13 protein-coding genes are annotated in these 12,268 nt (G+C 73.8%); 4 read left to right on the plus strand and 9 right to left on the minus strand.

Features of this window, described 5'->3' with window-relative positions:
* Nucleotides 1-26: 26 nt before the first annotated feature.
* The gene (locus tag AC0665_RS06205) at nt 27-422 is read right to left on the minus strand and encodes a rodlin (protein WP_468409267.1); all 396 of its coding nucleotides are present in this window, start codon (nt 420-422) and stop codon (nt 27-29) included.
* A gap of 244 nt (nt 423-666) precedes the next feature.
* Between AC0665_RS06205 and AC0665_RS06210 the strand changes: the two genes are divergently transcribed.
* From AC0665_RS06210 to AC0665_RS06220, 3 genes are all read left to right on the plus strand, one after another.
* Nucleotides 667-1,062: a rodlin gene (locus AC0665_RS06210; RefSeq protein ID WP_363121863.1), complete on the plus strand. Its 396-nt coding sequence runs from the start codon at nt 667-669 to the stop codon at nt 1,060-1,062.
* Nucleotides 1,063-1,251: 189 nt separating this feature from the next.
* Nucleotides 1,252-1,479, plus strand: coding sequence for a chaplin (locus tag AC0665_RS06215; protein WP_363121883.1), 228 nt, complete (start codon nt 1,252-1,254; stop codon nt 1,477-1,479).
* A gap of 107 nt (nt 1,480-1,586) precedes the next feature.
* Nucleotides 1,587-2,396, plus strand: a complete 810-nt coding sequence (locus AC0665_RS06220; protein ID WP_478704519.1) for a chaplin — start codon at nt 1,587-1,589, stop codon at nt 2,394-2,396.
* A 49-nt stretch (nt 2,397-2,445) separates the two neighbouring features.
* On the opposite strand, the gene AC0665_RS06225 is transcribed toward AC0665_RS06220, so the two are convergent.
* Nucleotides 2,446-2,655 carry a hypothetical protein gene (locus tag AC0665_RS06225; RefSeq protein WP_468409262.1) on the minus strand — a complete coding sequence of 70 codons (210 nt, stop codon included), beginning with the start codon at nt 2,653-2,655 and terminating at the stop codon, nt 2,446-2,448.
* A gap of 21 nt (nt 2,656-2,676) precedes the next feature.
* Nucleotides 2,677-3,903 (minus strand): carboxylate--amine ligase, encoded by a 1,227-nt coding sequence (locus AC0665_RS06230; RefSeq protein ID WP_478704520.1) that lies wholly within the window; start codon nt 3,901-3,903, stop codon nt 2,677-2,679.
* Between the two features lie 127 nt (nt 3,904-4,030).
* Between AC0665_RS06230 and AC0665_RS06235 the strand changes: the two genes are divergently transcribed.
* On the plus strand, nt 4,031-5,389 hold the full coding sequence (locus AC0665_RS06235; protein WP_478602148.1) for a glycoside hydrolase family 26 protein: 1,359 nt from the start codon (nt 4,031-4,033) through the stop codon (nt 5,387-5,389).
* Between the two features lie 38 nt (nt 5,390-5,427).
* Here AC0665_RS06235 and AC0665_RS06240 read toward each other — a convergent pair whose 3' ends face one another.
* Genes AC0665_RS06240 through AC0665_RS06265 form a run of 6 tightly spaced genes read right to left on the minus strand, consistent with a single transcriptional unit; the run spans nt 5,428 to nt 12,264 of the window.
* On the minus strand, nt 5,428-6,528 hold the full coding sequence (locus tag AC0665_RS06240; RefSeq protein ID WP_468409256.1) for a GNAT family N-acetyltransferase: 1,101 nt from the start codon (nt 6,526-6,528) through the stop codon (nt 5,428-5,430).
* On the minus strand, nt 6,525-7,175 hold the full coding sequence (locus AC0665_RS06245; RefSeq protein WP_478602152.1) for a YveK family protein: 651 nt from the start codon (nt 7,173-7,175) through the stop codon (nt 6,525-6,527). The genes AC0665_RS06240 and AC0665_RS06245 overlap by 4 nt, the downstream gene beginning before the upstream one ends.
* Nucleotides 7,172-8,323: a glycosyltransferase gene (locus AC0665_RS06250; protein WP_478602154.1), complete on the minus strand. Its 1,152-nt coding sequence runs from the start codon at nt 8,321-8,323 to the stop codon at nt 7,172-7,174. The genes AC0665_RS06245 and AC0665_RS06250 overlap by 4 nt, the downstream gene beginning before the upstream one ends.
* A complete protein-coding gene (locus tag AC0665_RS06255; RefSeq protein ID WP_478704521.1) occupies nt 8,320-9,081 on the minus strand; it encodes a polysaccharide deacetylase family protein in 762 nt (253 codons plus the stop codon). Before AC0665_RS06255 ends, AC0665_RS06250 begins: the two co-directional genes overlap by 4 nt.
* Complete coding sequence (gene murJ / locus AC0665_RS06260) at nt 9,065-10,924, minus strand: murein biosynthesis integral membrane protein MurJ (RefSeq protein ID WP_478704522.1); 1,860 nt, start codon at nt 10,922-10,924, stop codon at nt 9,065-9,067. The genes AC0665_RS06255 and murJ overlap by 17 nt, the downstream gene beginning before the upstream one ends.
* A complete protein-coding gene (locus AC0665_RS06265) occupies nt 10,921-12,264 on the minus strand; it encodes an O-antigen ligase family protein (RefSeq protein WP_478704523.1) in 1,344 nt (447 codons plus the stop codon). The genes murJ and AC0665_RS06265 overlap by 4 nt, the downstream gene beginning before the upstream one ends.
* Between the last annotated feature and the right edge of the window lie 4 nt (nt 12,265-12,268).

Raw genomic sequence — 12,268 nt, forward strand, 5'->3', positions numbered from 1 at the left:
ACCCGCCCTCTTTCGGAGCCGGTGCGTCAGCCGCTGTTCGCCGACAGGACCGACACGTCCTCCAGCAGGTGCGCCAGCGCACCGTCGCGCTTGGCGTTGGTGGAGTTCTCCGCACACTGCTGCTGCTGGTGGTCCGACAGGATCGGGATGTCCTGGATCGGGATACCGATGAGCGCGCCGACCCCGATGGGCAGGTCGTTCACGGCGATGCACGGCTTGTTGAAGGAGCCCTGGATCAGCGCCATCTGCGGGCTCATGTTGCCGTACGTCGAGGAGTTGCCGAAGCTCTGCATGGCCCCGTTGCCGTTCACGGCCGTGGGCCCGCTGTCGTCACCGGCAGCCAGGGCCTGCGGTGCCGCGGCGGCGGAGGCTCCCATGACGGAAGCGGCGATCGCCGCGGTGGCAATAACCTTCTTGATCACTGACCAGTCCTTTCTGAGGAAACCCCGTCCTCCGGAGCGCTCTGGTCAACTGCCCGGGCGGTGCATGGTTTCTCCTCATCACTCTGTCAGCCCATGCCAGGACAGTTTGTGTGTTCTTCGTTCCCGGTGATTATCAGGGCTTTGGGGCGCTGCGGGCCAACCGGGTGAACACCCGCAACCATTCATCCGGAGCCCGGTTGATGAGGCCGTAGGACATGCGTCGCTACGAGGAAAGGAACGCGAAGTGCTCAAGAAGGCAATGGTCGCCGCGGCAGCCGCCGCTTCTGTCATCGGAATGTCGGTGGCGGCTGCTCCCCAGGCTCTTGCCGTCGGGGACGACTCGGGACCGTCTGTCGCCAACGGCAACGGCGCCTCGTCGTCGTTCGGCAACTCGGCGACCAAGGGCGACATGAGCCCCCAGCTCTCGCTGGTCGACGGTACGCTCAACAAGCCCTGTCTCGCCGTTCAGGACCTCGACGTCGGCGTTGCGCTTCTCATCGGCGTGGTGGTCCAGGACATCCCGGTCCTGTCGGACCACGTCCAGCAGCAGTGCGCGGACAACTCCACGAACACCAAGCGGGACGGTGCGCTCAACCACATCCTGGAGGACCTGTCGGTCCTGTCGGCGAACGGCGACTGAGCCGTACTGTACGCAGCCCGGGCGGCCCGCTGAATTCTCGGCGGGCCGCCCGGCCGTACCTTGTCCAGTTTTCGTGGGGCAATCGAGTGAATTCCCCCGCCCTCTACGTTGTTCAGTTTCTTCAACTGTCAATTCCTCGTTTGCAGGCTGCAGGTCATGGTGGGCATGACCGCAGAGAAGGGAAAGCTCATGAAAAAGAGCGCTGCCGTCTTCGCCGGCGCGATCATGGCTCTGGGAATGGCCAGCCCGGCCATCGCCGACGCCGGTGCCAAGGGTGCCGCTGTCGGTTCCCCGGGTGTCCTCTCGGGCAACGTGGTCCAGATTCCCGTGCACATCCCGATCAACGTGTGCGGCAACACCGTGGACATCATCGCCGCCCTGAACCCGGCGTTCGGCAACGAGTGCGAGAACGACTGACGCGGTAACGCGCACGCGGCGTCCGCTGCGACTTGGCCGGCCCCGGGACAACGGCGTTCGTTCCGGGGCTGGCTTTTCCCACTTCCACGAGCAGGAGGACTACGAGATTGCGACAGACCCTGAGCAGGGGAATGGTCGCGGCCGCGGCTGCGACGGGCATCCTGTCCCTGTGCGGCGGCGCCGCTCTCGCCGACACGTCGGCCGACGGAGTCGCGAAGGACTCACCGGGCGCCGTGTCCGGCAACACCGTCCAGGCCCCGATCGAGGTACCGGTCAACACCTGCGGCAACACCGTCGACGTGGTCGCCGGACTCAACCCGGCCTTCGGCAACTCCTGCGCCAACGCGGCGGACACGCACGACGGTCACGGTGACGGGCGGCACGGAGGCGGACGGCACGACTCCTCCGGCGGCTCCGGACACGGCGACGACGCGTTCCGCGGGGGTGGCGGAGACCGGCCCCATGGAAACGACGCGGGCCGGCACCACGGTGACGACGAGGACGAATCCCGCGAGGACGACGGGGAGGCCTCCCACGACGACGGTGGGGGATACGGCCACGACGACGGCGGCTACGGGGAGGACGACGGCGGCTACGGCTACGGCGACACCCCTCCGACCAAGCCTCCGCACACGCCCCCGACCCAGCCCCCGCACACGCCCCCGACGAACCCCCCGCACACCCCGCCGACCGAGCCCCCGCACACGCCTCCGCCGGGCGGCCACCAGTCGACTCCTCCGCAGACACCCCCGGGTGATCACCACACGCCCCCGCCGCCCCCCGGTGGTCAGGAGCAGCCGCCCAGTCTCCCCGAGACCGGTGCCGAGGCCCTGCTCGGCGCCGCGGCCAGCAGCGCCGCGATGATCGTGGGCGGCGTCGTGCTCTACCGGCGGGGCCGGGCCGTCTCCCACCGCTGACACAGCGGGTGCCGGACGCAAGCGCCCGGCACCCGTGAAGCCTGTGCGATCAGCACTGGTCCGGGAAGAAGAACCCGAGCAGCGGGATGCCCAGCAGGGTCAGGCCCAGGCTGTCGTGCTCGTTGCACTCCCGGGAGTTCGACTTGTCGCCGCCCTCGGAGAAGAGGTCGGCGTCGGCGGCCGTCGCGGTGCCGCCGAGGACGGCGACACTCAGGGCCAGGCTGGAAAGCACCGTGGCGGTGCGCTTCATGTGAGTCATGAGAACAAATTAGACATCTATTTAGAAAACACGCGTATTTTTATCAGTCCAGCCGGGTGACCGGCCCGGAGCGACCGGCCGCAGACGGTCGATCACACGGCCCGCGGCATGCCGGCTCCACAGCTGCCACATCGCCCGCCCGGGCGCCCGGTCGTCCGGCGCGTGCCAGGCCAGCTCACGGCCCGCCGGCGCCGGACGCAGCGCGCTCAGCGGCGCGTAGTTCTCCACCACGAACGCCCGCCCCGGCCGCGGCGACCCCTCCGGCAGCGGACGGTGTGTCAGGTCCAGGTGCAGGGCCCGCACGACGTCCAGGCCCGCGGTGTCGGTGAACAGCCGGAACTGGGCCCCGGGACGCGGGTTGAAGTCGAGCAGGTGGTAGCGGCCCGTCGTCCCGCAGCGCCGGAAGTCAAGGTCGAAAATGCCGCGGTAGCCCAGCGCCCCGGTGATCCGCTCGGCGAGCACCCGCACCTGCGGATTGGCCGTCCAGCGGCCGACCGACGTCAGCCCCGCCCCGCGCGGCCGGGCGCGCTGCTTGCTGCCGGTGCCGCCGCCCCGCACGAGCCCGGAGCGGTCGGCGTACCCGTGGAAGAACCAGTCACGGTCCGGGCCCGGCGGCAGGAACGCCTGGAGCAGCAGCCGGCTGCCCGCCTCCCCGCTGCGCGCATACAGCTCACGCGCCTGCTGTGCGGAGCGCACCAGCACGGTGCTGCGCAGCCCGCTGTCCGCCGGCACCAGCCACGGCCTGCTCCACTTCGCCACCGCCGGCAGCCCCAGCTTCGAGACGGCCGAGACCGCCTGCACCGCGCTGTCCGGGACGAGCGTCTGCGGGTGCGCCATGTCCAGCGAGGCGCACACACCGGCCAGTTCCGCCTTGTCGGCGACACGTTCGGGCAGCGCGCCGGGCGTGACGGGCAGCAGGAACAGGGGCGCCAGTTCCTCACGCAGCCGGCCCACCGCGACGGCGCCCGCGTCGTCCATCGGGATCAGGACGGCCGGACGCCCGACCCGGGCGGCGACCCGGCGCAGCACCCGCCCGACCCCCTCCGGGGACGAGCCGGGCGGCGGCGGCGCGTGCAGCGCGCGCACGAAACGGGAACGCCGTACGGGGCTTCCCGCGCAGTCGGCGACCACGTGCACCTCCACGCCCGCCCTGCCGAGCGAGCGCACGGCTCCGAGCGTTCCGTGGTGAAAGGGGTTGCGGTCGATCCGCAGCACAACCGCGGGGACGCGAATGTCGAGCATGGACACGGGCCTTTCCTTCGAACTGGGTCACCGGTGCGGGGGAGCGGACCACTCGAAAGCCTCACCGACGGTGGCGTGAATGCGCTTCATATGACTGGGTGTCAGTAAGCGGAGACGAACGAAAGGGGCGGCCATGGCCACACAGCAGCGACGCGCACGGTCCCGGCGGCTGGCATGCGTCACGGCGGCGCTCGCCGCCACGGCGGTGCTGACGTCCGGTCACACGGTCGCCGCGGGCGCGGGGACGGCACGGTCCGCCGACCCGCCCCCACCGGCCCCCGCGGCGACACCGGCCGCGCCCGCTGTCCCGGCCGCCTCGCCCGCGCCGGCCACCACCACGACCCCGGGCACGGCCTCCGCCGCACCCTCGGCCTCCGCAGCGCCCTCGGCCTCCGCCACCGCGGCCGCACCGGCCGGGCACGTCCCGGCCTTCGGGGCCTACCTCGACTACGGTCCGCGCGGTGTGGCCCGGATGGCCCAGCTCAGCACCTGGCTCGGCGGCGCCGAGCTGCGCGTCGGGCACACCTACCTGCCGGGCGACCGCTGGAGCAACATCGAAGGCCTGCCGGGCTTCCTCGACGTATGGGCGAACTGGCGCCGCGAGCGGTCCGACCGGCTGCTCGTCCTCAACGTGCCCATGATGGAGCGCAACGAGGAGGGCGTGTCCGACGGGGAGGTGCGCCGGCTGCTGCGGCAGGCCGCGGAGGGCCGGTTCGACCACCACTTCCGCAGGCTCGCCGAGCGGCTGGTCGAGCTGGGCGTGCCGGACACGGTCCTGGTGCTCGGCTGGGAGATGAACGGCATCACCTACACCCACCGCTGCGGACCGGACCCGGAGGCCTGGAAGCAGTACTGGAACAGGATCGTCACCACCATGCGCGCGGTGCCGGGCCAGAAGTTCCGGTTCGACTTCACCCCGAGCCGCGGCCGGGACGCCGTTCCCTGGACGCAGTGCTACCCGGGGGACGACACGGTCGACATCATCGGCATGGACGCCTACGACCAGCCGCGCGGAATGTCGTTCGACGAACAGGTGAAGGAACCCTACGGACTCCAGCAGCACGTGGAGTTCGCGAAGGCCCACGGCAAGGCCATCTCCTTCCCGGAATGGGGGCTCTTCCGCAACGGCGACAACGCCGAGTACATGAAGCGCATGCTCGCGTGGATGGACGAGCACAAACCGCTGTACCAGACGCTGACGGACTACTGCCCGCACGGCGTGTGGCAGTGCGACGACAACCCGCGCGCCTCCCAGATCTACCGGTCGTTCCTCTTCGGCCGCGACGACCCGGACCCCGCCCCCACGACCCCGGCCCCCTCGACCCCGGCCCCCACCCCGCCCTCGGTGCCCACCCCCACCCCGCAGCCCAGCACACCCTCCGCCCCGGAGACTCCGGCGAACTGCTCGCCGCTGTCGCTCGGGGACTGGGTCGAGTACTGGATCGGCGGGAAGCTGTGCCTGCGCCTCGACTGGTGGTCGCGTACGACGTAGCCGGGGACCAGGCGTCCGGCCGACGGCGGCGGGCCCGGTCAGGGCCCGCCGCCGCGGTCGCGTTCCCGCAGGCGCCGCAGCAGCTCCTTGCCCCGCCGCCGGGCGGCCGCGTCGCACAGCGCGACCGTCAGCAGCGGTGCCGTACGCCGCCGGGCCAGCAGCAGCCGCTGGTTCACCACCGTCCGCGGGCGCCAGTGGTGCTTGTACGGCTCGTTGCCGCGCAGCAGGCTCAGCGTGCCGGGCGTGCCGTCCTTGGTGTGCGTGGCGGTGGAGTCGAGCAGCATCGCCGCCACGTCAGCCTTGCGTTCCCGCAGCCGGGGATGCGCGCCGTAGAGGTAGCCACCCGCCAGCAGGGGTGACAGCAGCGTCAGGTCCACCGCGACCACCTCGTCGTCGAGCCGGAACTCGGTGACCACCGCGTCGCCCGAGCGCACCATCGGCCCGACCGAGCGCACCAGGTGCTCACGGAACCGCGCCCGCAGGTGCTCCGGCGTCACCTTCCGCCCCTGCCACTGCAACCGGTGCAGCTCCAGCAGCCGCAGCAGCGCCGTCTCGACCTCGCCGGGGGAGACGACATGGCGCTGGACGCCGAGCGTGTCCAGCTTGCGCAGCTTGGCGCGCAGCCGCTGCTGGGTCTTCGACGGCAGCCGGGCGATCAGCTCGGCCATCGGCGCGGCCGGCAGTTCCAGGCACACCGAGTCGCCCACCCGGCGGCGGGGCCCGGACCACCGTGCGTAGACCTGCTCGGCCACGCCGCCCGGCCGCACCTCGCGCAGGTCGATCAGCGCGGCCCGGGCGGCGGCGGCGAGCGCGCCGGTGAGCACGGCCAGCGCCTCCTCGCCGTGCTCGTCGTCCAGCAGCACGTCCCCGTAGTCGGAGATCGCCCCGCCGAGCGGCACCAGCGCCGGGAGGGGACGCCGTACCCGCATCAGCGGCGCCGCCGCGACGAGTTCGCCGTCGTGCCGCACCAGCACCAGCCGCAGCCGCCCGCGCCCGCCGTAGGACTGCCACCACGAGTGCAGCCAGGCGTGGCTCTGGAACGGGGTGGCCGACGCGCACCGCCGGTGCAGCCGCTGCCATTCGGCGGCCAGGCCCGCGAACACCCGCTCGTCGGTGACGACTTCCGCGGTGCAGGTCACAGCTGTCCGTGGGCGTCGGCGGCGAGGGCCGGGCCGGGCACGGCCGCCGGGCGCCCGGCGCGGTCGACCGGCCGCCGCGGCCGGACCAGCAGCGCCAGCCCGCCCAGCAGCCCGCCCGCGCTCGCGCCGACCAGCCCCGTCACCCGGGCGGAGGCGGACGACGGTTCGGTGGGCTCCACCGCCCGGGCGAACTGCTGGAGTTCGACGTGCGTGGACCGCTCGGTGTCGCCCGCGTGCCGGGTCAGCGCCCGGGCCACGGCGTTGGCCATGTCGGCGGCCAGGTCGGGGCGGGAGGAGGTGGCCGTGACCGACACCATCGGCGCGTCCGGCGAGGTCGCCGTCCGGACACTCTCCCGCAGCGTCTCCACGGGCACGCCCGCCCACACCTGCGCATCGCCCAGCACCGCGAGCTGGGGGGCGACCCGGCCGTAGACCTGGGCGAAACCGAGGGCGGTGGCGGTGTCGGACCTCGCCGTCGGCACGGCGACGACATAACTGGTCGCCGTGTAGGACGGCGTCTTGACCAGGCCGTACGTGCCGCCGAGCAGACCGCCCGCCACGGCCCCGGCCGCGATCAGGGACCAGGGAGGCAGAGTCTTGGTGAGGGCGGTGACCGGGCGGTGCTGCCTTGCGGGGGTGTCGGTCATGAGGTGCGGGCTTCCTGGAGGGAGGGGGACAGGGGGCGGGAGACCGCGGCGGCGTACACGTCCATGAGCCGGGCGGCGCTCCGGGTGATGCAGTAGTGGCGGGCGGCGTCCGCGGCCGTACGCGGCACGGGGCCCTGCCCGCGGACGTCCGTCAGGGCGCGGGCGTAGGCGTCGGGGCCGCCGGTGACGCGCCGGGCGGCGGGCGCGGCGGACGGGGGCAGGTCCTCCAGGGCCGGGCAGGAGGCGTAGAGCACCGGCAGGCCGCAGGCCAGGGCCTCCACGATCGCCAGGCCGAAGGCCTCCTCGGGGGACGGGGAGGCGAGCACGTCCATCGCGCAGGTCAGCGACGGCAGGTCGGGGCCGGGCGTGCCGTCCGGGACGCAGGGGCGTTCACCGGTGAACAGCACCCGGCCGGCGACCCCGGCCGCCTGTGCGGTGCGGCGCAGCACGTCCTCCTCCGGGCCGCCGCCGACCAGCAGCAGCCAGTGGTCGTCGGGGAGCTGCGCCAGCGCCCGGATCAGCGTGCCGAAGCGCTTGCCGGGGGCGAGGCGGCCGATGGCGCCGATGACGTACGCGTCGTCCGGCAGGCCGAGCAGGCGGCGGGTCTCCTCGCGGCGGGCCGCGTCGAAGCGGAAGCGGGCCACGTCGATGCCGTTGGGTACGACCTCGATCCGCGGCCCGGGCACGCCCCAGCGCTTCAGGCGCTCGGCGACCGTGGGGGAGACGGCGACCGTGGTCCGGCCGAGCCGCTCACCCGCCAGATACAGGGCCCGGACCCCGGCGTTCAGCGGCCGGCCCTCCATCTGCGAGTCGCCGAGGGAGTGTTCGGTGGCCACGACCGCCCTCACCCCGGCCAGGCGCGCGGCGATCCGGCCGTAGAGGCAGGCCCGGTAGAGATGGGTGTGCACGAGCTGGTAGCCGCCCGAGCGGATGACCCGCACCAGGCGGGGCAGCGCTCCCAGGTCGCGGTTGCCGGCCATGCCGAGGTCGAGGACCCGCACCCCGTCGGCGGCCAGCCCGGCGGCCACCGCGCCCGGGTTCGTCAGGGTCACCACGTCGCAGTCGACGGGCAGGTGCCGCAGCAGCAGCCGCAGTTGCTGCTCGGCCCCGCCCACACCGAGGCCGGTGATGATGTGCAGGGCCTTCACCGCGGCTCCTCGACGGGTCGGCGGCGCAGCCGGTGCAGCCGGTACTTCAGGAACAGCCGTACGGAGGTGTCGTTCTGCCCGAGGTGCGCCCGGGGCAGGGCGTGCGGACCGCCGAGCGGCCCCGGGTCGATGGCGCAGGCGTAGCCGTAACCGGCCTCCCGCACGGCGTCCACGGCCCGCCGGTCGACCGTGCCGTACGGGTAGCAGAAGCCGGCCGGCGCGACGCCCATGAGCTCGGCGAGGACGGTCCTGCTGCCCTGGGTCTCCGACCTCAGGGTGACGTCGTCGGCCTTGGTCAGATCGACGTGCGTGAGGCCGTGCGAGCCGATCTCGACGCCCTCGGCGGCCGCCTGCCGGACGCCGTCGGCGGTCAGCAGCCGCTTGCGCGGGCCCAGCGGATCCCAGGCGTTGTCGCCGCCGAGCCGCCCCGGCAGCACGAACAGGGTGGCGCCGCAGCCGTGCCGGCGCAGAACCGGCAGGGCCTCGGTGACGAAGTCGGCGTAACCGTCGTCGAAGGTCAGCCCGACCAGGTCACGGCCCTTGCCCCGGGCCCGGGCCGCGAGCAGCTCGGCCATGGACACGCCGCGCAGCCCGCGCCGCCGGAACCAGCGCAGCTGCCGGTCCAGCCGCTCGGGCGTGACCGTGATGCGGTAGGGGTCGTCGGTGGGGTCGCCGACGGAGTGGTACATCGCGACGAACAGGGCCGGACCGGGTCTGGTGCGGGGGGCGGTGTCCGGGAGGTCAACGGGAGCGGCCATGAAGGAGCCTTCGTGAGACGGAACGGAGCAAGGTCAGCGCGGTGACGCAGCCCTGGTCGCCCAGGGCCCGGCCGAGCAGGAGGAAGACGGCGCCGACGGTGCACACACCGGCGGCGAGAGCGGGGACGGGGGAGCCGGGCGTGTCGATCCGGCTCGTGGCCCACGCCCCCGCGAGGGTCGCGACCGCCGCGGCCCCCACAGGCCTGGCCAGCCCGGCCAGCACGCGCCGGACGCGGACGGGAATGCTGCGCGGGCCCATCCCGGCGAGCAGCAGGGCGGCCGTGACGGTGATGCCCGCGGCGTTGGCGGCGGCGATGCCCATGACGCCCCAGGGGCCCACCGCGGCCGCACCGGCCCCGGCGGTCACGGCGAGACCCACGGCCATCGCGCCGAGCGGGTACCAGGTGACGCGGCCGGCCGAGAAGTACGAGCGGATCAGGGCGCCGACCAGGGTGTGCGCGAGCAGCCCCAGGGTGTACACCCGCATCACCCGGACCGTGGCGGCCGTGTCCTCGCCGGTGAACGCGCCCCGCTGGAAGAGCAGTTCGACGATCTGCGGGGCGCAGGCCACGACGACGGCCGCACCGGCCAGCACCACGCACGCCACCAGGGCCAGGTCCCGCTCCACCCGGCTGCGGGCCCGCTCGGTGTCCCCGTCGGCCAGGGCGCGTGCGACCAACGGGAAGGTGACCGTGCACAGCATCAGCGACAGGGTCATGGGGATCTGGGCGATCTTCTGCGCGTAGTTCAGATGCGAGATGGCACCGGAGGGCAGGGTGGAGCCGAGGTACCGCTCGATGAGCACCTGGGACTGCCTGCACAGCGCGAACAGCAGCACGGCGGCGAGCAGGGCGGCCCCCATGGGACGCCCGCCGCCCTCCGCGCCGGTGGCCCCGGCCGCCGGACGGACCCGCAGCAGGCGCCACAGCACCGGCAGTTGCGCCACGACCATCAGACAGCCGCCGATCGCCACCCCGGCCGCCGCCGCGCGCACGCCCCACCGCGGGCCCATCACGAGGACGGTGGTGACGATGCCGGCGTTGTAGGCGACGTAGATGGCCGCCGGGGCGAGGAACCGGCGGTGTGCGCGCAGCGCCGCGCTGCAGTACCCCGCGAGGCCGAACGTCGCAACGCAGGTGGCGGTGAGCCGGGTGCAGTCCACGGCGAGCGCGGGGTCGGGCAGGCCCGGGGCCAGGACCCGCACGACCTGCGGGGCGAACGCGGCCAGCAGGGCGGCGACGGCGGCGAAGGCCAGCGCCAGCCGGGGCAGTGTGCCGGCGACCAGTGAGCGGACCGGGTCGCCGGGGACGCCCTGCGCCCGCCGGGCCAGGGCCATGCTGAAGGCCGGGATCAGCGCGATGGCCAGCCCGTCCTCGATGAGCAGCGTGGCGGCGAACTCCGGCACGGTCCACGCCACGAGGAACGCGTCCGTGGCGCTCCCGGCCCCGAACATCCGCGCCAGCGCCTGATCCCGCACGAGCCCGAGCAGGGCCCCGGCGATGGACAGCACCGCGGTGAGGAGCGTGGCCCGGGCCAGGAACCCACGGGTGACGGGAGCGTCATGGGCGCCGGGGGTGGAGGGCGCTCGGGGGGTGGACGGTCCCTCGGGGTCTTCGGGGACGGGCCGTGCAGGGGTGGAAGGTGTCGGTTCGGTGGGCGCGGGACGGGCAAGGGCGTCCGGCGCTGCGGGAGCGGCGTCGGGGCCGGGGGCCGAAGCCCTGGTGTCGCCGGCCGCGGGCCAGGGGATGCTCGACCTCTCGCCGACCGGAGGCTCCTTCGACGTCGTGGGCCGGGGGACCGCCGTCCCCCCGCCGGTGTTCGTCTGTGCGGGTGTCACCGTCATCGCGCCGGAGCCTCCCGCGCCATGTCCCGCCCGGCCGAGCCGGACCGGCCGCGGCCGGTCACCGCCGGGGTGGCCGTGCCCGCCAGGCCCCACCAGGCGACCAGCCCGAAGCACATCGCCGTCAGCACGGTCGACGGGCCGCCGATGTCGGCGTAGGCGAAGTCCGTCAGCTGCCAGACCAGCAGGCCACAGGCGACCAGGCCGCAGTCGAGGCCCGGTGCGCTTGTCCGCCGGGTCCGCCACAGCCCGCGCAGCCCGCACAACAGCAGGGCGAGCCAGCTCCCCGCGAGCGCCAGCAGGCCGAACAGCCCCTGCTCGGCCAGGATCAGCAGGTACATGTTGTGGGGGGACAGCAGTGGCTGCTTGCGGAAGGCCGCGCCCGCCCCCTCGGTGTCGCTGCCCGCGGAGAGGGCCAGCGAGGCGTGCGCGTCGCGGTGTTCGGGGAAGCCCTTCAGGCCCACGCCGGTCAGCGGGTGCTCGCCCCACATGCCGGTCGCCGCCGCCCACATGGTGTACCGGTCGGTCACCGACTGGTCGGGCGCGTCGGCGACCTGCGTGATGCTGCTGATCCGCTCCTGCAGCATCGCCGTGCCGACCCCGAAGCCGCCGACCAGGATCACACTCGCCGCCACCACCACCGCCCCGGTCGCGACCGCCCGCCGCACCCCGCCCAGCAGGAGCTGCACGGAGCAGGTCACCGCCGTGGCGATCCACGCCCCGCGGCTGAACGACAGCGCGAGCGGCACCAGCAGGACCAGCGCTCCGGCGAGGGCCAGGACCCGCTGCCGCACCGGCGCGCTGCCCAGCGCGAGCCCCACCGCGCACACCAGCCCCAGGGAGACGACCGTGGCCATCCCCATCACGTCCTGCGCCCCGAACGTGCCGACGGCCCGGACCGGCCGCCCCTGGTACGAGGCGCCCGTCCCGGTCACGTACTGATGGACGCCGACCGCCCCCTGCCACACCGCCAGCCCCACGAACGACCAGGCCAGCACCCGGAAGTCGCCCCGGTCCCGGACCAGCAGCAGCACGGCCGCCGGGACCAGCACGAAGACCTGGAGATAGCGTCCGAGGCCGATCAGGCCCTCGCCCGGCGAGACCGCCCCCATGGCGGCGACGGCGACACCGAGCACCGGGAGTCCCAGCACCACGGCCGCCGTCCGGGACAGCGGCCGCCGCCGCTCCCGGACGAGACGGACCACACAGAACAGCACGACCAGCGCGGACACCGCGTCGGCCGGCCCCGCACCGCCCTCGCCGCCCGGCCCCAGCGGCAGCGCGAGCAGGAACACGACGGCCAGCAGCGCGACGACGGGCGCGTGGGCCCCGACCCGGTTCATCCGC

Source organism: Streptomyces sp. NPDC043685 (assembly GCF_056436585.1).